The 22,559-nt window shown below is 68.7% G+C and carries 21 protein-coding genes; 15 read left to right on the top strand and 6 right to left on the bottom strand.

Going from position 1 to position 22,559, the window contains the following annotated elements; genetic code table 11:
* The first annotated feature begins 4 nt into the window (after positions 1–4).
* The gene (locus ACFVGS_RS16135; protein WP_385692776.1) at positions 5–1,636 is read left to right on the top strand and encodes a hypothetical protein; all 1,632 of its coding nucleotides are present in this window, start codon (positions 5–7) and stop codon (positions 1,634–1,636) included.
* A 165-nt stretch (positions 1,637–1,801) separates the two neighbouring features.
* Here ACFVGS_RS16135 and ACFVGS_RS16130 read toward each other — a convergent pair whose 3' ends face one another.
* From ACFVGS_RS16130 to ACFVGS_RS16120, 3 genes are all read right to left on the bottom strand, one after another.
* Positions 1,802–3,568 (bottom strand): tyrosine-type recombinase/integrase, encoded by a 1,767-nt coding sequence (locus ACFVGS_RS16130; RefSeq protein WP_385692775.1) that lies wholly within the window; start codon positions 3,566–3,568, stop codon positions 1,802–1,804.
* Entirely contained in the window at positions 3,565–3,861 is a 297-nt protein-coding gene (locus ACFVGS_RS16125; protein ID WP_385692774.1) for a helix-turn-helix domain-containing protein, read from the bottom strand. The genes ACFVGS_RS16130 and ACFVGS_RS16125 overlap by 4 nt, the downstream gene beginning before the upstream one ends.
* A 124-nt stretch (positions 3,862–3,985) precedes the next feature.
* Complete coding sequence (locus ACFVGS_RS16120) at positions 3,986–4,606, bottom strand: helix-turn-helix domain-containing protein (RefSeq protein WP_385692773.1); 621 nt, start codon at positions 4,604–4,606, stop codon at positions 3,986–3,988.
* 379 nt (positions 4,607–4,985) lie between these two features.
* On the opposite strand from ACFVGS_RS16120, the gene ACFVGS_RS16115 reads away from it, so the two are divergent.
* The 5 genes from ACFVGS_RS16115 to ACFVGS_RS16095 all read left to right on the top strand — a co-directional run bounded on the left by ACFVGS_RS16115 (position 4,986) and on the right by ACFVGS_RS16095 (position 11,120).
* Entirely contained in the window at positions 4,986–6,443 is a 1,458-nt protein-coding gene (locus ACFVGS_RS16115; RefSeq protein ID WP_385692772.1) for a DnaB-like helicase N-terminal domain-containing protein, read from the top strand.
* A gap of 250 nt (positions 6,444–6,693) precedes the next feature.
* Complete coding sequence (locus ACFVGS_RS16110; protein WP_385692771.1) at positions 6,694–7,983, top strand: hypothetical protein; 1,290 nt, start codon at positions 6,694–6,696, stop codon at positions 7,981–7,983.
* Between the two features lie 202 nt (positions 7,984–8,185).
* Positions 8,186–8,800 (top strand): plasmid mobilization protein, encoded by a 615-nt coding sequence (locus ACFVGS_RS16105; RefSeq protein ID WP_385692770.1) that lies wholly within the window; start codon positions 8,186–8,188, stop codon positions 8,798–8,800.
* The gene (locus ACFVGS_RS16100; RefSeq protein WP_385692769.1) at positions 8,797–10,503 is read left to right on the top strand and encodes a relaxase/mobilization nuclease domain-containing protein; all 1,707 of its coding nucleotides are present in this window, start codon (positions 8,797–8,799) and stop codon (positions 10,501–10,503) included. The genes ACFVGS_RS16105 and ACFVGS_RS16100 overlap by 4 nt, the downstream gene beginning before the upstream one ends.
* 221 nt (positions 10,504–10,724) lie before the next feature.
* Positions 10,725–11,120: a hypothetical protein gene (locus tag ACFVGS_RS16095; protein WP_385692768.1), complete on the top strand. Its 396-nt coding sequence runs from the start codon at positions 10,725–10,727 to the stop codon at positions 11,118–11,120.
* Between the two features lie 281 nt (positions 11,121–11,401).
* On the opposite strand, the gene ACFVGS_RS16090 is transcribed toward ACFVGS_RS16095, so the two are convergent.
* The 3 genes from ACFVGS_RS16090 to ACFVGS_RS16080 are packed head-to-tail and all read right to left on the bottom strand — an operon-like array spanning position 11,402 to position 13,459.
* Positions 11,402–12,370, bottom strand: a complete 969-nt coding sequence (locus ACFVGS_RS16090) for an FAD-dependent oxidoreductase (RefSeq protein WP_385692767.1) — start codon at positions 12,368–12,370, stop codon at positions 11,402–11,404.
* Between the two features lie 19 nt (positions 12,371–12,389).
* Positions 12,390–12,803: an NUDIX hydrolase gene (locus ACFVGS_RS16085; protein WP_385692766.1), complete on the bottom strand. Its 414-nt coding sequence runs from the start codon at positions 12,801–12,803 to the stop codon at positions 12,390–12,392.
* Positions 12,800–13,459 (bottom strand): NUDIX hydrolase, encoded by a 660-nt coding sequence (locus tag ACFVGS_RS16080; RefSeq protein WP_385692765.1) that lies wholly within the window; start codon positions 13,457–13,459, stop codon positions 12,800–12,802. The genes ACFVGS_RS16085 and ACFVGS_RS16080 overlap by 4 nt, the downstream gene beginning before the upstream one ends.
* A 407-nt stretch (positions 13,460–13,866) precedes the next feature.
* Between ACFVGS_RS16080 and ACFVGS_RS16075 the strand changes: the two genes are divergently transcribed.
* The 9 genes from ACFVGS_RS16075 to ACFVGS_RS16035 all read left to right on the top strand — a co-directional run bounded on the left by ACFVGS_RS16075 (position 13,867) and on the right by ACFVGS_RS16035 (position 22,551).
* A complete protein-coding gene (locus ACFVGS_RS16075; protein WP_071268218.1) occupies positions 13,867–14,376 on the top strand; it encodes a nucleoside-diphosphate kinase in 510 nt (169 codons plus the stop codon).
* 80 nt (positions 14,377–14,456) lie between these two features.
* Positions 14,457–14,756 (top strand): hypothetical protein, encoded by a 300-nt coding sequence (locus tag ACFVGS_RS16070; RefSeq protein WP_385692764.1) that lies wholly within the window; start codon positions 14,457–14,459, stop codon positions 14,754–14,756.
* Between the two features lie 158 nt (positions 14,757–14,914).
* A complete protein-coding gene (locus ACFVGS_RS16065; RefSeq protein WP_385692763.1) occupies positions 14,915–15,499 on the top strand; it encodes a hypothetical protein in 585 nt (194 codons plus the stop codon).
* A 39-nt stretch (positions 15,500–15,538) separates the two neighbouring features.
* Positions 15,539–16,303 (top strand): hypothetical protein, encoded by a 765-nt coding sequence (locus ACFVGS_RS16060; RefSeq protein WP_385692762.1) that lies wholly within the window; start codon positions 15,539–15,541, stop codon positions 16,301–16,303.
* 2 nt (positions 16,304–16,305) lie between these two features.
* Positions 16,306–17,700, top strand: coding sequence for a hypothetical protein (locus ACFVGS_RS16055; protein ID WP_385692761.1), 1,395 nt, complete (start codon positions 16,306–16,308; stop codon positions 17,698–17,700).
* Positions 17,701–17,763: 63 nt separating this feature from the next.
* Positions 17,764–18,501, top strand: coding sequence for a class I SAM-dependent methyltransferase (locus ACFVGS_RS16050; RefSeq protein WP_385692760.1), 738 nt, complete (start codon positions 17,764–17,766; stop codon positions 18,499–18,501).
* Between the two features lie 119 nt (positions 18,502–18,620).
* Entirely contained in the window at positions 18,621–19,148 is a 528-nt protein-coding gene (locus ACFVGS_RS16045; protein WP_385692759.1) for an ATP-binding protein, read from the top strand.
* 185 nt (positions 19,149–19,333) lie between these two features.
* Entirely contained in the window at positions 19,334–21,322 is a 1,989-nt protein-coding gene (locus tag ACFVGS_RS16040) for an N-6 DNA methylase (RefSeq protein ID WP_385692758.1), read from the top strand.
* Complete coding sequence (locus ACFVGS_RS16035; protein WP_385692757.1) at positions 21,319–22,551, top strand: restriction endonuclease subunit S; 1,233 nt, start codon at positions 21,319–21,321, stop codon at positions 22,549–22,551. Before ACFVGS_RS16040 ends, ACFVGS_RS16035 begins: the two co-directional genes overlap by 4 nt.
* Positions 22,552–22,559: the final 8 nt, after the last annotated feature.

The raw sequence follows: 22,559 nt of genomic DNA, 5'->3' as shown, positions 1-22,559 counted from the left end.
AAGCATGTTCAGCGTCAACTTCAGCGTGGCCCGGGGCCGCCCGTACAGCCGTCTGGAGCGGCGGGTTCTGGAGGAGATCGCCACTCAGGCAGGTGTCGCCCCCAACCAGGGCGCGACCCTGACCTCTCTGTGCGACACCTTCCGTGTCCACGAACGGCTGATGGTCGAAGCCGTGGTGACCCTGGTCGGTGCAGGATGGGTCGCCGTCACCAGCGGCCGGGAGGCCACTTTCGTCCTCACCGACGAAGGGCAGCAGGCATGCTCGTCCGGCAAGGACCCAGCATCAGTCGTCGTGGCTCCGGCCGCGCCCTGCACGGTGGTTTTCGATCGCACAGCAGGACAGCTGGCCAGGCGCGGTGAAGTACTGACCGTCTCGAAGCAGGAGGCACGGCCGGACCTCAACCCGTCCACACCCCTGCGCATCGTGCGCAACGCGCTGGACGAGTCCCAGATCCAGAAGCTACTGCCCCGAGCCAGCGGCGAATGGGTGCGGAGCATCGGACGGCCCAGGCTCGTGACAGTCGATCGCTACCTCCCCGTGCGCGTCGACCTCGTCGACCGGTCCATCACGGGGCTTCCCCGGGGCTGGCACCAGGCTCTGTCAGCCGAGATTCTGGCGGCGGCACAGGCCAGGAAGGAGGAGTTGGAAAGCGCCCCGGAAGTTCAGCCGACGCCACAGGCGGCCGTGCAGGTGGCACCTCCGGTACAGGCTCGGATGCCGGCCACCGGTGTCGGGCACCGGCCGACACCGCTGAGCATCCCCGGGCGGAAGCCTCCGGCCGCCGCGCTCGGTGCCGCAGCGGCACCCCAGACAAGTGTCTCTTTCCCATGGCTTTATGGCGGCGAGCCTTTCGGAAGCAGCGATGACAGTCCTACAGACCAGTCGACCGAAGCGACCCTGTTCTCGGATGTGTCCGGTGAGGAGGCCCACCAACTCGTGCTCGCCGAGGCACTGGCCAAGGCGGCGAGCCACGTCCTGATCGCCTCACCCACGGTGAATATGGAGAGCCTGTCAAAGCTCGGCGACGTCATCCAGGCTGCGGTGGCGCGCGGGGTGCGGGTGGACGTCCTCTACGGCGACACGGAAGAGGGAACCAACCCACAGGACATCGTCGACCTGCTGCACCGGATCGGCTACCACGCCGCAGAACGGCTGGGCAGGGATCTCCTGAAGCCAGCGAAAGAACGGACGGGCAGCGGTGCGAGCCTCCTGATCTTCGACGGAAGGGACGGAGCGCTCGAAGCGGTCATCGGCAACTACGCCTGGGTTGGGTCACCCGGCTCGGCGCGGCCACACTCCGCCCACATGGGCGGAACGGAGTTCATGGCCCAAGTGGCACGGGCAGCAGCAGGTCTGTGGACGTGGAGCGGTGATCCGGATTCCGCCGACCGCTGGCGACACGTGGCGGACCGCTGCCAGGACGAAACCGCCGTCTCCGAAGCCCGAGGCGACCGTTTGAAGGATCAAGTCCTCGCCGAACTGATCGTGGACGACGAGCATGCACGGGTCGCGCAGGGTTCCGACGACGGTGCCCTGCGGGTCGGCGGCGCTTGCCGACACGAGAGTGGGTTCGCTGCAGGCTTCCGCGGAATCTCGGCGGTGATCCGCCGCCCGGATACCTTGGCCGCGCCGTAAGGGTGGTCTCCGACGTCGCTGTGCCATCACGGAGGCGTTGGGGCTCCTCACGAGGGGCGGCGGCCCACGAAGTCGCGTGGAGCCCTGGGAACTGATCTCCCCCCCCCTAAGGAGGGTGCCGGACGGAAATCCGGCACCCGCACGGGCACATTGGGTTCTCCTACATCACCACTCGTCAGTGTCGCCGTACTTTCCTGGGTTCTGAGCGCGGTCCACAGCCTGTGCACACGCCTCGGCGAAGGCCGCCTCCACGGCGACCTTGTCCGTGCCACGCACCTGGGCTTCGACCTCCTGGGCCGTGCCGGGTCGGCGGGCGGTGCGCCAGGCTGAGGCACGGTCGGTGTAGCGGTCGGTCTCGAACTCCCAGGCCGACACCGACCACTGTTCGGGCACGCCGGTTGCCGTGCGTTCCCCGCCGGGGAGGAACAGAGCTCGGGCGTGGAAGACCACGGCCCGCTCGGGTACCCGGTCGCGGATGGCGCTCGCACCGCCGGGGCTCTGGTGTTCCCAGCGTCGGCGGTCCCATTCCTCGACCTCGGCGGTGTGGCCGGGCCAGTCTTCGCTCCACCGGGCGACGACCTCGTCGGCGTGCTCGCGGTGGAGGAAGGGCACGCGCCGCTCGCCGAGGCGGGCGACGTACACCACCAGCTCGGCGGGGACGGGGCTCTGGCCAGCCTCCGGCACACCGCTTCCCTCCGCCTGGTCCGTGCCCCACAGGAGGCCGCCGACCTTGGCGGCGGTGTCCTTCAGGACGCGACTGGTCAAGTGCTGGTAGCGGCGGCGCATGCGGGCCGACTTTCCAGGCTCCCAGCCCATGATGGAGTCGACGACCGCGTCCGGGACGCCGAGGATGAGCAGGACCGTCGCCGCAGTGTGGCGGGCGTCGTGGAGGCGGGCATCGCGGACGCCGGCGGCCTTCAGCAGCTCCTTCCACTTGTGGTAGTCGGTGTTCGGGTTCAGGGGCTCGCCGGTGGACGACGTGAACACGTACCCCTTCTCTGTCCACAGGTCGCGGGCAAGGGCTCGCTCGCGGGCCTGCTCCTCCTTGTGCTGGCGCAAGAGCTGGAGGAGCTCGTCGGGGACGCCGATGGGGCGCTGACCGGCGCGGGACTTGGCGTTCTTCGTCTCGCGGCGGGTGTTGATCTTCTGGGGGCAGAAGCCGGGCTTGCGTCCGCAGCGGTCGCCGCAGCCGTGCTTGTAGCGGGGCCGCAGCCGACCACGACGTACGCGGATAACACCGAGGTCGAAGTCGACGTCGTCCCACTGCATGCCGAGGACCTCGCCTTGGCGCAGGCCCAGGGCGAGCGCGATGACCCAGCGAGCGGTGTTGCGGTGCTTGGCGGCCTCGGCGAGCAGGCGCTGGACCTCCTCGACCGTGTACGGCTCGACCTCCTCCTCTTCCAGGCGCGGGGCCTTGGCGACCGTGGCCGGGTTGACGGTGAGGTGGGCGCGGCGGACCGCTTCGTTGAGGGCGGTGCGTACGGTGCGGTGGACCTGGTGGGCGGTGCCGGCCGCGCTGCCGGAATCATGCATCTTCTTGTAGAAGCGCTCCAGGTGCTCGGGTTGCAGCTTCTCCAGGCGGTGGGCGCCGAGGCCGGGGATGAGGTGGTGGTTCACCGCGACGCGGTAGCCGTCGATGGTGTTCTCCGAGACGTGCGCGGCTGCGATGTTCTCCACCCAGTGCGTCAGCCACGTCTCCAGCGTCCAGCTCTGGCCGACCTTGCGGACGGCGCCCTTGTCGCGCTGCCGTTCCAGCTCGCGGACGACCTTGGTGACCTCGGGGCGAGTCTTGCGGTTGACGTGGCGCCGATCAGGGGTGCCGTCGTCCTTGACCCCGACGGTGACGTAGCCGTGCCAACGACCGTCCTTGCCCTGGAAGATCGAGGAGCCGCCATTGGGCTGGCGGGACTTCGGTGCGGAGGCTCGCGTCACGCGGCGGCCCCGAAGTCGGTCGCCGACAGACGGCGGGCCAGGAAGTCGTTCACCGCCTCCGCTGGGATGCGGCGCAAGCTTCCGATCTTGACGGAGGCGATCTCGCCGGAGGCAACGTACTCGTACAGCTTGGTGCGGCCGATGCCGATCCGGCGGGCGGCCTCCGAGACGGTGAGGGCAACGAGGGTGGTGTCGCCGGCCGAGCGCTGCTCGGCCATGAGGGTGCGCAGGGCGTCCTCGGGGACGTCGAGGAGCTGCGCTATCTGGGCAAGCGGAAGACCGCTTCGGTGCATGGTGGACTCCTCCTCGCCGGATCTGGCATTCCGGCGGGATCGTGTGATGGGTGGTCATGCAGCCGGTGGCTGCGGTCCTGGCTCGCGGCGCGCTAACACCGCTGGTGAGACAGGACGGAGGGGGTTACTGGGGCTCGTCGAGGAACTTGAGGTCCTCGGGGAGGGCCGGGGGTTCGATGCCTCGGGCGCGGAGCTTTCCGCGGAACTCACGGAGGTCGCCGGCGCTCTCGCGGGCGTAGGCCTGAATGCTCTCCTGCATGTCCTTGCCGTTGAGGCGCTGCCCGCTGTAGAGGCCGTGTCGCTGGGTCTCCTCGGCGAACTGGATCGCCTTCTGCACCTGGTTGACGCCCTGCGCGTGGATGCGCAGCTCGTAGATGATCTCGGCCACTGTTCCCGGCTGCGGCTCGCTGCCGAGAAGGGTTTCTCCAGTGATCCAGGCGATGGCGTCCCAGATCGGGAGTTCCTCCCCCGGCACGACCTCGACCGAGCCGGACATGCCGACGGGCAGCATCAGCGCGATCGGCGGGATCTCCAGAGCCTTGGCGAGAACCAGCAGTTCCGCGATCTCCACCCCGGAACGGCGCCCGTTCTCCAGGTTGGCGATCGAGGTCCGCGGGACGGCGTATCCGAGTTTGGCGCAGGCGTCCGCGAGGGCCTGAGCGCTCAGACCCCGTTCCTTCCGATAGTGGCGCACCGCGTCGGCCACGTGCTGCGTGAGGCGCCCCTGCCAGTCGTTCTGCGTCATAACCACCACGCTAACTCGGCCACGACACAGGTTCAAGCGCAACCAGATCAAAAATCACACAAGACCTGTGTGCCCACGATTCAAAATCAGGGCTTGACTGTGCGCCGCGTGCAGAACATGCTTCTGCTGCCGGGCCGCGTCCTTGACGCGCCCGGAAATGGGAGCGGCCCCCGGTGTTAGCGCACCGGAGGCCATAAACGGCTCCCACGACCACCCATCGCTAGACGATCAACCGGGAGTGCGGCCTGCCAGGGCCATATGCACTCCAGGGAGGGAATCCATGTCCCAGCCTACGGCCATCGGCCCTGGCAGCGCACCCCTCGCCGCACACTTCGACCGACCGTCCGCCCCAGCGCCTTCGACCGCTGGGGCGGTGAGCATGCCCCGCAACGAGGAAGCCGAGATGGCGGTGCTCGGGGCGTGCATGCACCAGAGTGAGGTCATCGAGCGAGTACGGCGCCTGGTGGAGCCCGGCGACTTCTACCGTCCGGCGCACACCACTGTCTGGCACGCCCTGCTGGACCTGCACCGCCAGCAGGCGCCGACCGACCCCATCGCTCTGGGTCACCAGCTCCAGCGGACGGGCGACCTCGCCCGCGTCGGCGGGGCGGCGTACCTTCACACCCTCGCCTCAGCGGCCGCGGTCGGAGCGGGCGCGGAGTACTACGCCGAGATCATCCGGCAGCAGGCCGACCTGCGCGCCATGCAGGCCATGGCCGTACGCGTCCTCCAGGGCGCCACCGCCGAGGGCGCCGACCCGGCGGAAGTCCGGAACCTGCTCAACGCCTCGGTCCAGGAGATCACCGACCGGACCCGCCGGAGCACGGGCGGGCGCCTGCAGCGCTACGCGCTCGACGGCTGGGCCTTCGTCACCGAGACCGCCACCAACACCGAGCCGATCTGGGGCATGCCGGGAAAAGCGGCCTGGGCCGCCGGTGAGAGCCTGATGCTGGTCGGTCCGCCCGGAGTCGGCAAGTCCACCATCGCGCAGCAGGTGGTGCTGGCCCGGATCGGCCTGATCGCCCAGGTCCTGGACATGCCCGTGCAGGAGGGCGAGAAGGTCCTCTACATCGCCGCGGACCGGCCCAGCCAGCTCGCCCGCGCCTTCAGCCGGATCATCCGGCCGGTCGACGAGAAGATCCTCCGCCAGCGCCTGGTCTTCTGGTCGGGCCCGTTGCCCGCGTCCCTGATCACCGAGCCCCAGCTGCTCGCCGAGCTCGCGGCCGAGCACGGTGCCGACACCGTGGTGATCGACAGCCTCAAGGACGTCGTCGGCAAACTCACCGACGACGAGGCCGGCCTCGCCTACAACAACGCCCGCCAGCAGCTCCTGCGCGACGGCGTCCAGCTCCTCGAACTCCACCACCAGCGCAAGCAGGGACAGGACGCGTCCCGCAGCCAGCGCCCCGTCCTGGACCAGGTCTACGGCTCCGCCTGGTTCACCGCCGGAGCGGGCAGCGTCCTCTTCGTCGCCGGTGCGGCGGGCGACCCGATCGTCCACCTCCACCACCTCAAGACCATCAACGACGAGATCGGCCCGCTCCCGGTCACCCACGACCACCAGCGCGGCACCTCCCGCGTCGAGGACCACCTCGACCCCCTCACCCTGCTCCGCCAGGCAGGCACGAGCGGCCTGACCGCCCGCCAGCTCGCCGAGCAGGTCACCGGCGAGGCCAACCCCCGCCAGGCCGACGTCGCCAAGGCCAGGCGCCGCCTGGAGGCCCTCGCCAAGAGCGGCCACGCCACCCAGGAGACCGGCGCCGGAGGCGGAGCCGGCGGAGGCCAGGCCACCCGCTGGACCGCCGTCCCCGCCCGCCACATGACCATCGTGTCCTGACCCTCCGAGCGCGTACGCGCACCCGTATGCGCCTGCCCACCCGGGAAGCGCCTACGTAGCGCCTACACCGCGTACGGAATCAGCAAAACAGCAGGTCAAACGCGTACGCGCCCTCGAACGGCGCCTCCGCCCCAAAGCGCTTACGCGCTTCCCCCTCTCTAGGGAGGGGGAAGCGTAAGCGCCCTCGGCACACACCCACCTCATCCCCGCCCGCGCCCTCATGGCGCGGCGGGTCTCTGGAGACCCCTGCATGCCACCGTTCGCCCTGCCCGCACTCGGGCAATGGAACGCCGCTTCCCTCGCGCTCGTCGTCCTCGCGCTGGCCTGTTCGGCGATGCTGATCAGGCGGCTGATGAAGCAGCGCACGCGCCGAACCGTCGGCAGCCGAAAGTCCGGATCGCCGGCGGTCATCGTCGCCGCGCTGGCCGCGATCGGCTGCACCGCCTACAGCGCCGACACCAGCTGGCGGTTCGCCGCCGACTACCTGGACATGGGCGGCACAGCCGAACGCGCCGCCATGTTCGCCGCCGCGGAGTTCGCCCTGTTCGCCACGGCGCTGCTGGCACGGCAGAACCTCCACGGCCCCAAGCAGGCAACCGGCTTGCCGGGGACCCTGACCTGGGTGATCACCACCGTGCAGGTGATCCCCGCGTACGCCGAGTCCGGCCTGGTCGGCGGGACGGTGCGAGCCTTCGTGGGCCCGGTTCTGGCCGCGGTGCTCTGGCACGAGGCCATGGGCATCGAGCTGCGTCTCCGCAAGCCGGAGGCCGCGTCCCACGGCATCCTGGCCAGGGCCGGCCGCGAGGTACGCGAACGCCTTCTCTCCCGTCTGGGGATAGCCGAGCGCGATCGGGACGCCGCGCAGATCACCCGCGACCGCGCCACCCTCAAGGCCGTCGCCCTGGCCGCGCGCCTTGCCGAGCTCACCCCGGACAAGCACGACCGGTGGCAAGGCCGGCGCATCGCACGACGGTTGTCGCGGGCTGTCGCCCAGGCCGCAGTGGGCACCGACGACCGCCAGCGCCAGGACCTCCTGCGGCAGCTCGCTGCCCGCCGCCATGCGGTAGCGCTGGCGACCATCGAGCTGCCTTCGCCCTGGACCGAGCCCAGCCCGGCCCAGAGCCCCGCGTCCCCTGTCGAGCCGGAGCGCTCACCCAGCCGATCGAGCGCCGACAGTGGTCCCGAGGATGAGGAAAGGGAACACCCCGGCCCCGACACCCATCCCGCGGTCGCGTCGTCGCCATCCGTGCAACCCCAGCTGCCTCTGCACGAAACGCACCCCGCCCCTGGAGGTGCGACGCCGTCCCCTGCGGCGGGCGGGCCCCTGACGCAACGCTACGGTCGTCCTCCCGGCGCAGAAATGGACGAGCTGCTCGCCATCGGCCGCCAGGCCATCGCCGTGCGCGGAAAGGCCACCCGTGCCGTCCTGCGGGACGCCGTACGCGCCGCCGACCTCACCATCGCCGAGGACCGGCTCACCGAGCTCAGGGCACTCCTCCTCGCAGAACAGGACGCCGACACAAGGGCGTCCACCGACTGACCGGATATCCGGTCATCCACGGAACGCAAGAGCGGCGGCCTACGGACCAGCGGCTCCAGCTGGTCCGTCGTCCTTCCGCGCGCTCGCCCCACGCAGCAACAACCCGCCCCGTGTGCCTTCTCCCGCACCGCAGTGAGGCGCGCCTTCCACCAGCCTCCTCGTCCGCATCACCCGACCCGCCTCTCCAGCAGGAGCTACTTCCGTGCACGATCAGCCCGCTCGCACCACGCCCCTCGACCAGCAGCAGACAACCTCCACCCCAGCCACCAACCGGGCAGCAAGTTGGAGGTTCGGACACTCCCCCGCAGAGGGTGCGTCCGAACCCGTACCCGCCCCGGGGGTGGCGGGCTTCCTCCCGCGCCAGGGGGCGCGGGAGGAAGGGGCTGCGACCGAGGGCGGACCGCAGCCGGACAAGCGGCGCCGGGGCAAGCCCCGCATCCGCGCTCGCAAGCAACGCCGAGCTCACAGCGTCCGCCTCAGTGAACGCGAGCACGCGACCATCGCCGCCGGCGCCGAGACCGTCGGCATGAGCATCGCCGGCTTCCTCGCCCAATCCGCCCTCGCAGCCGCCCGCGACCTCGACCGCACCGCCGCCACCATCGCCACCCAACAGGACACCCTGACGTCCCTCTTCGCGCTCCGGCGGCAGCTCGGGTACGCCAACAACAACCTCAACCAGGCCGCCCACGCCCTCAACACAGGCGCCTACCCGGACGGCCTCGACGCCACCATCGATGCCGTCCGCCACGCCGCCGACAACATCCGCCACCTCACCACCCGCCTGACCAACCCGCGCGGTGAAGGTGCCGCCGCTTGATCCCCTCCATCCACAAGCAGGGCGGCAACACCACCCGCCTCCTCGCCTACCTCTACGGCCCCGGCCGCCGCGAGGAGCACACCGATCCCCACCTGGTCGCCTCCTTCGACGGCCTCGCCCCTGACCCCGGCCGCGACCCAAACGCCACGCTCGACAGCCTGGCCCAGCTCCTGGACGAACCCCTGTACCTCCTCGCCGAAGACACCCGCCCCAACAACCACGTGTGGCACACATCCGTCCGCTCCGCCCCCGGCGACCGCACCCTCACCGATACCGAATGGGCCGACATCGCCCGCCGCGTCATCGCCGCCACCGGCATCGACCCCGGTGACGGCGCGGGCTGCCGCTGGGCAGCCGTCCGTCACGCCGACGATCACATCCACCTCATCGCCACCCTCGTCCGCGAAGACGGCCGTCGCCCTGACCACCACCGCTCCGCCAAACGCGCCCAGGCCGAATGCCGCCAGATCGAAGTCGACTACGACCTGCACCGTGTGAAGACCGGCGACGGCACCGCCGCCAAGCGGCCCACCAGCGCCGAACGCCACAAAGCCGACCGCCGTGGCCGACAGCGCACCTCTCGCGAGGAACTGCGCGAGACGGTGCGCCGCTCGGTGGCCGGTGCGGCGAGCGAGGAGGAGTTCTTCGACCGCCTCGCCGCAGCCGGCCTGCTCATCCGGCGGCGCGTCGCACCGTCGGGCGACACCCTCGGCTACACCGTCGCCCTCCCTGGCGACCGCAACGCCAAGGGCGAACCCGTCTTCTACTCCGGCTCCAAGCTCGCCCCGGACCTCTCCCTACCCCGCATCCGCGAACGCTGGACCCAGACCTCACACGACAACGCCCCTTCCGTCCTGCCGCCGGCGACCGGGCCCGCGTCCGCACGCCGACGCGCGACCACCGCCGCCTGGCAGGCACTGCTCGTCATCGACCACGGCGACGACAGCCTCATCGCCGCGCAAATCGCCGCCACCGGGGAAGTCCTCGACGCCCTCGCCCAAACCTCCGCCGCCCACACCCGCTACGAACTCCAGGCAGCAGCCACCGCATTCGAACGCGCCTCCCGCTCCCACGTCCGCACCGCACGGGGCCACGACCGCGCCCTTCGCCAGGCCGCTCACGACCTCGTCCACAGTGGCTCGGCCTTCGGCCGCGGAGAGGACGGCGCCACCACGGCCATGGCGCTCGACATGCTGATCTTCCTCGCCGTCGCCGCCGCGAACTGGCACGCCAAGAAGCAGCACGCCCAGCAGGCCGAGGCCGCCCACCGGGCCGCCGAACACCTGCGCGCCGCCTACCAGGCCGCCGCCAACCAACCCATGGCCCTGCTCCACCAGCGGGGCCGACGCCTGGCCCCGTCGTGGCAACGCCACCACTCCGCCGCAGTGCGCCAGGCCCTGCCCGAGCTGGCCGACCGGATCCTCGCCGAACCCGGCTGGCCGGCCCTCGCAGCCACCCTCGCCGACGCCCAGGCCGCCGGCTACAACCCGGCCGCCCTCCTTGGCGAGGCCACCCGACGCCGCGAACTGACCAGCGCCACCTCCATCAGCGATGTCCTCGTCTGGCGCCTACGCCGCACCGCGGACCTCCCCGCCTATGGCGTCTCGGCAGCGGAAGCCCACCGGGCCGCACCTGCCAACAGCCAGCCAGCCCCCGCTCGGCAGATGCCGGCACCGTCGACGCCTCGCACACCACGCCGCTGATCACTGCAATCCGGTAAGGGACGTCACCGGCTGATGGCCCCGACCACCCATTGGCCAGAGCCATCAACAGCCGTCCCGCGCCCCGGAGCGAAAGCCCTTCCCCCGTTGCCCATGCCTCCCGAGCGAAGACGCACCTCTATGCCCCGAGCCCCACCCACAGACACCGCCCCGAACCGCTCACCATCGCAAACCGATCACACGACTCTGCCAAGGAACCGCCCATGCCCCAGACCTCCATCCGCCCCGACGTCGTCGTCCTCTTCACCGACGTCGACTGGTACGGCCACCTCGACGATCCCCAGCGCCCCTACCACCGCGACGGGCGGCCGTTCACCCGCGCCGAGCACCTCCTGCTCAACACCATCACTCCGGAAGAGCAGGCCGCCGGGCTGGCGCAGTTGCGACGTGAGGCCGATTGGCTGCGCGACGTCGACGCAATGCGGCAGTCCTTCATCAACCTGGTCCTGAAGTACCTCGCCAAGCTCCCCGAGGGCTCCGTGGTCGGCGACGCCGTCGCCATCATGACCGACCAGGACTACGCCGAGTACGAGCGCCTGCTCCCCATCGTCACCGCGGAAGACACCCTCGAATACCTCGCCGAACACGCAGAGGACTGACGGCCACACGCCAACGGCGTCCCCACCACAAACTCCAGGCACGCAAGGGAACATCGCAACTCCACCCACTCGCCAGCAGCCTCAGCACGCCACGCAGTCAGCGTTGCCCCTGGGGCCCCCACATATGCCGCAGGCCCGACCGGAAACAACGGCCGGGCCTGCGGCCTAAGTGACCAGCCTGAACCCGACGGCGACGAGGTCGTACAGGGCGTGACCGCTGTCGCCCGCGATGTCGGCGGCACAGACGACGACGTACAGGAAGGGCTTCGTCGGCGGTTCGTTCACCCCAGGTCTCCCCCGTCGGCGACCACGAGGTTTGCGGCTTCTTCGGCGCAGCCCCACGAGAGCGTGACGCCAGCACCCCCATGCCCGTAGTTGTGCACAACCACGGTGGCATCCTCCCAGCGCTCGGCCTCCACGCGAACTGCGGAGCGGGTCGGCCGGGCGCCTATCCGGTGCTCCAGGACGCGGGCATCGGCGAGACGGGGTTCGACCTCGGCGCAGCGGGCCAGGATGTTGGCCGCCGCCGTGTCGTCAGCCGTGCGGTCGCCTTCACCGTCGATGGCGGTGCCGCCCAGGACGACGGTGTCGCCATGGGGGTAGAAGCACAGCAGGTCCGGTGAAAGGCCGGTGTCCTCGGAGAAGAACTCGGTCAGCCCCGGGTTGGTGACGACGACGTGCTGGCCGCGGATGGGCCGAAGGTCATGGTCCGGAAGCAGATCCTTGGCACCGAGGCCCGTGCCGTTGACAATCACGGCAGCAGGGCCGACGTCCGCGAGCGAGGCCAGGCGTCGCCGCTCGACCGTTCCCCCGGCGGCATCGAGCCGGCGCAGGAGGTAGTCGAGGTAGGTGGGCATGTCGATCAGCGGCACCGTGAACCGGTAGCCGGCCGAGAACCCGGCCGGCAGTTCGGCCGGCTCACACGGCCGGAAGCCGGGCAGGGCGGTGGCCCAGTCTGGTGGCGCCTCGGCCGTGCGGGACGCCTCGATGCCGCTGGTGAGCCGGACGCCCGTGGACGGGTTCTCGGCCAGCTTGCGGAAGATCTCCAGGGACCGTTGTCCCCACTGGTCGACCTTGTCCTTCGGTTCGACCAGGTACGGCCCCCACATCGCCCCGGCCGCCAGTGAGGTGATGCCTGGCACCTGCTCGGCGATCACGTGCACCGAGGCTCCGGCCTCGGCGAGAACGACGGCGGTGGTGAGCCCTGCCACCCCAGCCCCGACGACGACAAGGCGCTCCTCGGTGCTCATGACCGCGACCTGAGGCTGTTCAGGAAAGCAGGGTCGCGTCGAGGTAGTCCTGCACCGGCTCGAACAGTCCGTACGGCACATACTCCGGGATCTCGCCATGGGCGACCCAGGCCAGTTCGGCCAGCTCCTCGGTGTCGGCGACGTGGGCCGTACCGTCCAGGACTTCGCACGCGGTGTACGACATCAGCCGGCCCGTCTTCGGGTGGACGCGCTCGCCGAGGAGCTTCACCGCCGCCACGGTCAGCCCGGTCTCCTCCTGGGTCTCCCGCACAGCGGCGTCCTCGCGGGCCTCGCCGGGCTCGACCTCGCCGGCCGGGAACTGCCAGGAGAGCTGTCCCTCGCTGACCCGGCGGCGCACCATCAGCACGCGTCCCTCGTTCACGACGATGGCGGCGGCGATGCCCGGGCGCTCGTCCGTGTTCTGGTTCGTCACGTCTGCTCCTCCAGGACGGCCAGGATGGGTGGGAAGATCGTATCGACGGGGATGAAGCGAGGCACCGCGTTTCTGGGGACCCACATGACGTCGATGTTCTCGGCCGCGTCGCTGTTCGTGGCCTCGCCAGCCAGGTACTCGCAGAGGAAGTACTCGCACAGCACGCCGGTCACAGGGTGAAGGCGGTTCCCGAGGTGCTGCCGGACCGCGCAGTGGACACCCGTCTCGTCCAAGGTCTCCCGTACGGTGGTGGTCTCCGCCTTGCTGCCCGGCTTGATGACCCCGGCCGGGAACTGCCACGTGATTCCAGCGGCGTCGTCGTCCCGTCGGCACACCAGGAGGACATCGCTGTCGCGGACGACCACGGCGATGGCCACCCGCAGCGCCTGTGCGCCGGGCGGCGTCGAGTCCGCTGGGGCCCGTTCCTTCGCCAACAGGAGCGCGAAGCGCTGTCGCGCAGCCTCAGGAGCCCGCTCATGGGCCGTGTCGAGGAGCTGCTGCATCTCCCTGCGAGGCACGACGGATGCGTCGGAGTGCCAGGCGGCCACCGTCCTCACTGCGATGCCCAGGTGAGCGGCGAACTGTTCGTTGCCGAGCCGTAGGGCGGACTGCAGCAGGCAGGCGTACCGGCCGCTCCAGCGCTCGATCACGTCCACAAGACTGCCCCCTCGTCGCCGCCCCGGTGCAGGAATCCGCGCGCCGAAAGTGCACTCCCACTGCACTGGCACTTCATGGTCACGCGGGAAGAGCCCCGGAAGAATCGAAGTCACCAGGGGCCAAGGAATCGCCCGTCGAAGGCTCAGTCCCTGGGAGGCGTATGAGAGGCGCGAGAGCGCCAGACGACCACAGGGAGATTCTAGGTGCGTACCCCCAGCGGATAGTGGAGACAGAGAAGTTGCCCGAATCGGGACTCTCGATGGGCTGATCAGCCGCCCCTTGGCCGGCATTCGCCCGTCTGGGGCATTGCCCGCACGCCCGAACCGCCCTGCCAGCGCCGGTAACCTCAGCAGATGACGGCTGATCGTCCGTCATGTTCGGTTGCTAGCAAGGCGAAAGGGAGTCAATGGCCGAGGTTCAGGCACACACTGTCGAGCGCACGCTCGTCCTGCTCAAGCCCGATGCGCTGGCGCGTGGCCTGGCAGGAAGGATCATCACGCGATTCGAAGACGCCGCGCTGAAGATCGTCGGCACCAAGATGAAGTGGATGGACGAGGAGTTCACCCGCAAGCACTACTTCGACCTGGAAGAGCGACTGGGGTCGGAGGTCTACAACGTCACGGCGACGTTCATGCAGCAGGGGCCCGTCATCGCCCTGGTGCTGGAGGGCTTCGATGCCATCGCCACCGTCCGCAAGATCGTCGGCAGCACGTACCCGAACCAGGCTCCGGCCGGCACGGTGCGGGGCGACTTCTCGCACTACAGCGCAGCGGCCAGCATCGCCTCGGGCAAGGCGGTCGCGAACCTCGTGCATGCCTCCGGCAACGCGGAGGAGGCCAAGCAGGAGGTGGAGCTGTGGTTCGACAAGGACGAGCTGCAGGACTACAAGACGCTGGCCGAGATCTACACGTACTAGCAGCGGGTCACGGCGTCACCGCGGGGACGCCGGGGCGTTGATCACTACTGGGGCACGACCGTTTGAACCGAGAGGGCACCATGACCAACCAGACCCGCCTGGCCTCCACCGACGAGCTGGAGTCGATCTTCCAGCGTGAGCTGGCGACCGACCGGTGGGCCGCCACCGAGACCGCGTACGCCCTGGCCGTGCGCCACCGTGACCTGGGCGACTGGCCCGCGTCGCGTGAGTGGGCCCAGCAGTGCTTGCGTCTGCTGGAGGGCTTCCCCAGCGAGACGGAGGAGCAGGTCGCCACCGGCCGTACGTCGGTGAGAGGCGTTCAGCTGCCGACGTACCTGCACTCGGGTGTGGTCGAGGAGCGCTTCGGCGCCCTCGGCTGACACCCGCCGCTCCACCGGGGTGATGCGGCCGGCACCCGCATCGGCCGCATCGCCCCGCGCTCGACCACCAATCCCATAGCGATCGCCCGACCGGACAGCCCCCTCGTGGCAGGGTCCGGCTGGCTTCGCCATGCCTGAAACGAGGAGGCAGCAGCACCGTGGCCGTCGAGATCGAGATGCGCGCCCGCTTCACCAAGGAGGTTCACGACCAGCTGGTCACCCGCCTGAAGGCGGACGGGGAGGACCTGGGCCCCGACGACAAGCACATCTACTTCTACGTGCTGCCCGACCAGCTCCTGAAGGTCACCGACAACACCGCCGCCGGCACCGCCAAGATCACGCTCAAGGGGAGCAAGATCGGGCAGGGTGCGGCCTTCGCGGAGACCGAGTTCGCCATCGCCCCGGCCGACGTTCCTGCCGCGGTGAAGGTGTTCAACGCCCTCGGGTTCGAGGCGGCGATGCACGAGGCGTTCAACTTCCGTCACAACTTCCGTCTCGACGCCGTCGAGATCGCGGTCAAGTGGAGCGAGGCGTGGGGCTACCACGCCGAGTTCGAGGTCCTGCTGGAGGACGGCGCCTCGGACGCCGCCCGCGCCGAGGCCGAGGCCAAGATCACGGACGTCGCCGCGGCGCTCGGCGTGCCCTTGATGACGGAGCAGGAGCTGGCCGACTTCACCGCCGCCTTCGAGGCCGCCGAGAAGGAACGCAAGGAGCGCGAGCAGCAGGCCGCGCCGATCCGGTAGGGAACATCACCGCGGAGACCACCAAGGGGGTGGGCACGAGTGAGCACGACCCCGTTGACCGCAAGTCTGATCGACCTGGCTGCCCGAGGGCAGCTCCCGCTCCACCAGCACATGGACCACGCCACCATCGCGTGGATCAGCGACCACAGGCCCGACCTCCCGCCGGCGCCGCAGCCCGCCGTACGCCCGCAGTCGAAAGAGCTGCTCGCGCACGGCGGACTGCCCACCCGGTGGTGGGCCGACCCCCGCCTGTACACCTCGCTCCACGGCGTCCGCCACGCCATGAGGACGGCGGCGCTCGCCGCCGTCCTCGCCGAGACGAACGGCCTTGACGACGCCGACGCCGCTACGGCGATCCTCGCCGCCGCCGTACACGACTGCCAGCGGCGCCACGACCAGGACGATCGCGGACATGGCGCCCGCGCGGCCATCTGGCTCGCCGCGAACGCCGACACCGTCTGGGGCCACTTCGGCCTCGCCGCCACACCCCGGCGGATCGTGCAGGCGGCCACCGCCGTCCGACTGCACGACATTCCGTACGAGGCGTTCACCGCAGACGACAAGTCCGACCACGCCCGGGCCGAGCGCATCACCGACGTGGTCAAGGCCGCCGATGCCCTGGACCGCTACCGCCTGCCGAAACTGAAGTGGTGGCCGGACGCCCGGTACGTCCGCGAGCCCGCCTTCAACCAGCTGCGCGGCCTCGCCTTCGACCTGGTCCTGGTCTCGGAGCGGGCCTACCTCGCAGGGGCCAGCGGGACCGCAGCCGTCCGCTACGCGCTCGCCGAGAAGGGCCTGGTCTGACCATGGACTTCCTCGACGCCTACCACCTGTGGGCCGACGCCCACGCCTTCTTCGACTCCACCCTCATCCCCAGCCCCTCCGACCACACCGACCCGCTCGCCACCCAGACGGCGGGCTGGGACCGACGTCTCGCCGAAGAGACCCCGAACGGCCACCTCCTGCGGCAGAACGCCCTCTTCGAGGCCCTAAGCGGAAACGGCAAGCTGCACCTGCTGCACGTCACCCACGCCCTGGAGGAGATCAGCCGGCAGGGAGTCCTCTACCCGTCGGGCGGCTGCCTCGTCGGAAGCATCTACTGCGCGCCGCTCACCGCGACCGACCAGGGCTTCCGCATGCACAACCTCGGCGCCTACGTCCTGACCAAGGAAGCGCCGGCCTTCCTGGCCAAGCTCGGCGTGACCGATCGCGTCCCCACCCCGCTGATCTTCGAGATCGACACCCCGCTTCAGGCGTATCGCGGTCTCGCCGGCGTGGACTACCTGCGCCTCGGCCTCATCCACCTGCAGATCTACAGCCACCTCGAATACCTGCTCAGCAAGAACGAACGGCACCAGCTGCGCGAGACCGTCGTCAGCCGGGTCAAGAACTCGGCCGCATTCCTCGCCACCGCTGCCGCCGTCGCTTACCAGGGCACCCAGGTCGACGCCGAGCCGTTCCTCAAGCTGCTCGACGAGACGATCCCCCGCCTCCCGATCCTCGGCTACCTGTACTTCGAAGCGGTCGCCGAATACCTGATGCTCCACTCGGCCTCCCGCCACACCCGGCGCCTGGCCGAGCTCGGCGAGCTGAACAACTGGCTGTACAAGGAGATGCTGTTCGCCTCCTTCCCCGCCATGGCCGGCAAGTTCGACCTCGCGAGGTTCCGACCCCGTCCGAAGCAGCTCGCCGCGCTCATCCACCGAGTCGACCCGACCATCGACACCAGCCACGCGAGCGCGTACCTGGTCGAGCGGATCAGCTACCTCGTCGCCGCCCGCCTCTTCGCGCCCGGCGACGCCCCCGAAGCCTGGCATCACACGCGCTGGGAGTTCGACTCCCTGGCCACGCAGCTCGGACCGCTCCTCGGCCACCTCATCCACCGGGAACTGCGCACCTTCGGCCGCTACCCCGACTTCTACTTCTACTTCGACCAGCACAAGGCGCTGCAAGCCTGGAACTACTGGAACCACATGGACATCGTCGCCCCGTTCAACGGCACGATGCCCAAGGGCGAGATCGGCATCAACCCGGCCTACCCCAACCTCGACTACCGCGTCTGGCGCGCCGAGCAGGACGACGCCGGCCACCTCCACCCGGCCGAGGAGCTCGCGCTGACCATCGCCCCGCGGCTGGTGGACATCAAGTACACCCTCATGCGCAACAACCAGTGGACCGCCCCCGCGCCCAGCGCCGCCTGATCACCGCCGCCGCCATTCGCGGCCCACCCCACCCCGAGCAACCTCACACGTAGGAGATCCGTGATGAGTCCCTCCGGCATGCCCTCGGTCGACCTCCTCGGCGAGCAGATCGCCTCCGTCCTCGCCGACCCCGCCACCAGCCACGGCCTCGCCCGTATCCTCCGGGCCGCCGCCAAGGAGATCGAACTCCACCGCTACCACCACGCCAGCCGGCGCGCATGGCCCAACGGCCGCATCGACGACAAGCCCGCCAAGGTCCAGATCGGCGGCGGGGCCCACCGCATCGACGGCTTCTTCAACATCGACCTCGTCCCGCCGGCCGACCTGCTCTGGGACATCCGTGAGGGCGTACCCCTCCAGGACGACAGCGTCGAGGAGATCTTCTCCGAGCACTTCCTGGAGCACATCGACTACCCGCGTTCGGCCAAGCACTACGTCCGCGAGGCCCACCGCGTCCTCGCGCAGGACGGCCGGATCATCACCGGCGTCCCCGACGCCGCCTTCGCCCTGAGCCAGTACCCCGGTCCCCTGGACACCTCGGACGAGACGATCGAGCGCTGGTACGCCAAGCGCGACTGCCTCCGTGACATCAACACGCGGCTCGACCTCGTGAACCTCGTCTTCCGCGACCAGGACGACGACCCCACGTACACCCCGCACCTGTGGGCCTACGACCACGAGAAGCTCGTCCAGCTCTTCACCGAGGCCGGCTTCACCACCGTCGAACCCTGGACCTTCGACCCCACCATGGCCAACCCGAAGCGCCGCTGGGGCAGCGTCTACGTCGTCGCCACGAAGTAGCCCCTCAAGCAGCCCGCGGGTCCGGGACGCCCCGTCCCTAGCCGCCCCGGACCCGCGGGCACCACCCACACCACAGCGCCCCGCACCCGCCCGGCCACACCGCCGAGGGAGCCACCCGCATGAACCAGGTCCCCCCGTCCATCAGCGAACTTACCCTCGCCGCCGCCCCCAACGCCGTCGCCTGGGCCCGCCGCCACACCGTCGACATCCTCCAGCGCTGGCACTTCCCCGACGAGGGCATCGAAGTCGCCCGGCTGCTCGTCTCGGAGCTGGCTACCAACGCGATCCAGCACGCACGCCCCGCGAAGACGTCTGAAGCGGCCGCTCATCCCGTCGGCATCGGCACGATCGTGCTCATGCTCTGGCCCACCGACGGCGGCATCATCCTCGCGGTCAGTGACCCCGACCCGCGACCGCCGGCACCTCGCGCCGGTAACGCCGGCGCCACCGGGGGCCGCGGACTCGTCCTCATCCAGACCATGGCCAACCGCTGGGGCTACTCCCCCACGCAGCCATACCCCGGGAAGATCGTCTGGGCGGAGGTCCCCGCTCGTCCCAGCAGCGGCCTGGGTGAGCCAGGCTTCGGCGGCCAACAGGCGGCCCCGATGCTCATCGGGCGAGTCCTGACCGGCCTACGCGAGCTGTAACCAATCGCCTCCAACCTCCTCGTCGAACACGTCATGACCACTGCCGCCTGTTCGCCCACCACCAACCCACATCTGTTGGCTATTGCTCCGCCTGGTGTCGGTCGCGGATAGGGTTCGGGTAACGCGACACGGCTCTCGTCGAGCAGAGCTGTAAGCGCCCGAGCCTTAGACCGGAGAAGACCTGCGTGAGCGTCCTCAGCCAATTCGTTTGGAGCGTCGCCGACACCCTGCGCGGCCCCTACCAGGAAGCCGAGTACGGCTCGGTGATCCTGCCGTTCACCGTGTTGCGCCGACTGGAGTGCGTGATGGAACCGCACCGGGAGACGATGGCTGAGATCATCAGACAGTACCCAGGTGATCAGCAGCGCCGTACCCACCTGAAGCTCAAGACGCGCACCCTGGACAATGCCGGGCTGAACTTCTGGACCACCAGTAAGTACAGCTTGAAGAAGGCTCTGCAGGATCCGAACAATCTCGCGGCCAACCTCATCGACTACGTCTCTGGCTTCTCGTCGAATCTGGACGTGTTCAAATCCTTCGACTTCGAGAACGTGCTACGCACCCTCGATTCCCGCGACCGCCTCTCGCCGGTCGTCAAGCACTTCCAGGGAATCGACCTGAGCCCGGAGACCGTCTCGAACGCGGACATGGGCGACCTGTTCGAGAACCTCATCTACCAGTTCGCCGAGTCCGCCAACGACGGCGCGGGCCAGTTCTACACACCCCGCGATGTTGTCCGCCTCCTCGTCGACCTCGTCTATGCCGAGGACACCGAGGCACTGCGAGACCGAGGCCAGGTCCGTTCCATCTATGACCCTACCGTCGGCACCGGCGGCATGCTGACCGTCGCCGACGAGCACCTCCATGACCTGAACCGGTCCGCCTCAACGGCCCTGTTCGGCCAGGAGATCAATCCGCGCACTTACGCGATCTGCAAGGCCGACCTGCTCATCAAGGGCCAGGACCCGACTAACGTCCGCCAAGGCGACACTCTCGTCGTGGACCGATTCAAGGACCACAAGTTCGACTACGTCCTGTCCAACCCGCCGTTCGGTACCGACTGGAAGACGATCGCTTCCGAGGTAGCCGCCGAGCACGAGCGCGGCGGCCAGGGACGCTTCGCCCCAGGGCTGCCCGGGATAGGGGACGCCGCAATGCTGTTCCTCCTCCACGTTGCATCGAAGATGCGCGACGTGGACGAGAACGGGCGCGGCGGAAAGGCTGGCATCGTCCTCAACGGTTCGCCGCTCTTCACCGGCGGCGCGGAATCCGGACCGTCCAACATCCGTGGGCACATGCTGGAGAACGACCTGGTCGAGGCAATCGTCGCTCTTCCGAACGATATGTTCTACAACACCGGCATCCCGACTTTCCTGTGGATCCTCTCGAACGCCAAGCCCGCCGAACGCGAGGGCACCGTACAACTCATCGACGCTACCGGGCTCGGCTCCAAGCTGCGCAAGTCGATCGGCTCCAAGCGCGTCGAAATTTCTGAGGACGCCCGCACCGCGATCGTGCAGGCGTTCACTTCCCACGAGGCATCGGATATCTCGAAAATCTTCGAGAACCGTGACTTCGCCTACTGGACGATCACGGTCGAGCGTCCCCTGCGCCTCAAGTTCCAGTGCACCACTGAGCGGATCGCCGGCGTGGCCGAGCACAAAACCCTTGGCAAGGTTTCCGGCCTGGTTGAGGCCCTCACCTCCTTCGGTGAGCAGCTCTACCTCAACAGGGAGGAGTTCCTCCAGAACCTCGGCAAGCACCTGAGTGAGTGCTCAGTCACGTTGACCCCGGCTCAGCGGAAGACGCTGTGGCAGACGATCGGCGAACACGATGACGAAGCCGACATCTGTCGCTACACCTCCGGCCCACAAAAGGGCGAAATTGAGCCCGACCCGGCTCTGCGCGACACCGAAAACATCCCCTTCGGTTGGGGCGGCCATCCCAAAACCCACGATGCCGCTCAAACGACCATCGCCGCCTACTTCGAGGCTGAGGTCAAGCCACACGTTCCTGACGCCTGGGTCGACAAGAAGACGAAGACCGGCTACGAGATCCCGTTCACCCGTCATTTCTATCGCTTCACTCCGCCCCGCCCATTGGCGAAAATCGACGCTGATCTCAACCGCGTTGTTGGCGAGATCATGGAGATGCTGCGAGAGGTAGAGGCGTGAGCACTGTTCTGCCAGTGAAACGGCTGGCGAGCGTCACACTCGGGAAAATGGTTCAGCCGGACCCTAAGAGCCCGTCTGATATTTCCGCCCCATACCTGCGAGCGGCACACGTCCAGCCTCAAGGGAAGATCATTAATCTGCCAGAGCAGCCGATGTGGTTCCATCCGAGCGAACTGCGGGCCCTTGACCTGCGACGCGGCGACGTTGTGATCGTCGAAGGTGGTGCCGGTTACGGCCGATCAGCCGTGGTTCGTGAGGATCTGCCAGGGTGGGGTTTTCAGAACTCGATCATTCGTCTGCGTCCCCTCTCTGGGCGTGCCGATGGAAGGTTCCTCGACTATGCGCTGCAAGACGCACTCACGCGTGGCCGGGTCGACCTCGTCACAAGCACTGCCACGATTCCTCACTTCACCGCCGACAAGGTGTCAAAATTCGAGGTCCCCGCGCCTGCCCTCGTTGAGCAGCGGGCTATTGCTGATTTCCTGGACCGCGAGACTGGACAGATCGACGCTTTGGTCTCCAAGCAGGAGGAGTTCGTGGCGCTGCTCCGCGAGCGCCGGAGCGTTGTGGTCTCTGAGATCCTCTCTCGTGCTGAGGAAGACGGGAATCCGCCTGACAAGCTTCACCGTCGAACGCGCATGGGGAACGGATCAACCCCACGGAGTAGCGAGGACCGCTACTGGGTTGACGGTGAGGTTCCGTGGGTCAACTCATCTGTGGTGAACCTGCCAGAGGTCCGCGAGCCTTCGCGGCGCGTAACCAAAGCGGCTGTCCTTGAGTGCCATCTGCCAATCGTGTCACCTGGATCAATTCTGGTTGCGCTCACCGGGCAAGGTAAGACCCGAGGTGCGGCGACGATCCTCCGGATCGAGTCCACCATCAACCAGCATCTTGCGTACATCGAGCCTGACAAGCGCTACTGGGTGCCCGAGTACCTCTTGTGGAGCCTACGCTCGAACTACGAATACCTGCGTCGCATCAGTAGTGAAAATGGCGCTACAAAAGGTGGCTTGACCGTAGGCGACCTACGGGCCCTGCGACTAGCCATGCCGCCAGTCCACAAGCAGCACCAGTTGTTGGCTGAGGTAGCGGCCGCTACAGAGCGGGTCGATTCTCTCATTGCTAAGGCACGAGAGCACATCATGTTCACCAAGGAACGGCGTGCCGCGCTGATTACGGCCGCAGTCGGCGGTCAGATCGACGCGCGTACTTTCCAGAAGGCAGGCTGATGATGGCT

This window comes from Streptomyces sp. NPDC127114 (assembly GCF_042677525.1).
Classification (GTDB): Bacteria; Actinomycetota; Actinomycetes; order Streptomycetales; family Streptomycetaceae; genus Streptomyces.
This window is presented reverse-complemented; position numbering and strand designations above follow the sequence as displayed.

What these genes read in the sequence shown, in the direction of transcription:
- ACFVGS_RS16135 (WP_385692776.1), top strand. Translation starts at nt 5, where the DNA reads ATGTTCAGCGTCAACTTCAGCGTGGCCCGGGGCCGCCCGTACAGCCGT.
- ACFVGS_RS16125 (WP_385692774.1), bottom strand. Translation starts at nt 3,861, where the DNA reads ATGCACCGAAGCGGTCTTCCGCTTGCCCAGATAGCGCAGCTCCTCGAC.
- ACFVGS_RS16120 (WP_385692773.1), bottom strand. Translation starts at nt 4,606, where the DNA reads ATGACGCAGAACGACTGGCAGGGGCGCCTCACGCAGCACGTGGCCGAC.
- ACFVGS_RS16115 (WP_385692772.1), top strand. Translation starts at nt 4,986, where the DNA reads ATGCCCCGCAACGAGGAAGCCGAGATGGCGGTGCTCGGGGCGTGCATG.
- ACFVGS_RS16110 (WP_385692771.1), top strand. Translation starts at nt 6,694, where the DNA reads ATGCCACCGTTCGCCCTGCCCGCACTCGGGCAATGGAACGCCGCTTCC.
- ACFVGS_RS16095 (WP_385692768.1), top strand. Translation starts at nt 10,725, where the DNA reads ATGCCCCAGACCTCCATCCGCCCCGACGTCGTCGTCCTCTTCACCGAC.
- ACFVGS_RS16090 (WP_385692767.1), bottom strand. Translation starts at nt 12,370, where the DNA reads ATGAGCACCGAGGAGCGCCTTGTCGTCGTCGGGGCTGGGGTGGCAGGG.
- ACFVGS_RS16075 (WP_071268218.1), top strand. Translation starts at nt 13,867, where the DNA reads ATGGCCGAGGTTCAGGCACACACTGTCGAGCGCACGCTCGTCCTGCTC.
- ACFVGS_RS16070 (WP_385692764.1), top strand. Translation starts at nt 14,457, where the DNA reads ATGACCAACCAGACCCGCCTGGCCTCCACCGACGAGCTGGAGTCGATC.
- ACFVGS_RS16055 (WP_385692761.1), top strand. Translation starts at nt 16,306, where the DNA reads ATGGACTTCCTCGACGCCTACCACCTGTGGGCCGACGCCCACGCCTTC.
- ACFVGS_RS16050 (WP_385692760.1), top strand. Translation starts at nt 17,764, where the DNA reads ATGAGTCCCTCCGGCATGCCCTCGGTCGACCTCCTCGGCGAGCAGATC.
- ACFVGS_RS16045 (WP_385692759.1), top strand. Translation starts at nt 18,621, where the DNA reads ATGAACCAGGTCCCCCCGTCCATCAGCGAACTTACCCTCGCCGCCGCC.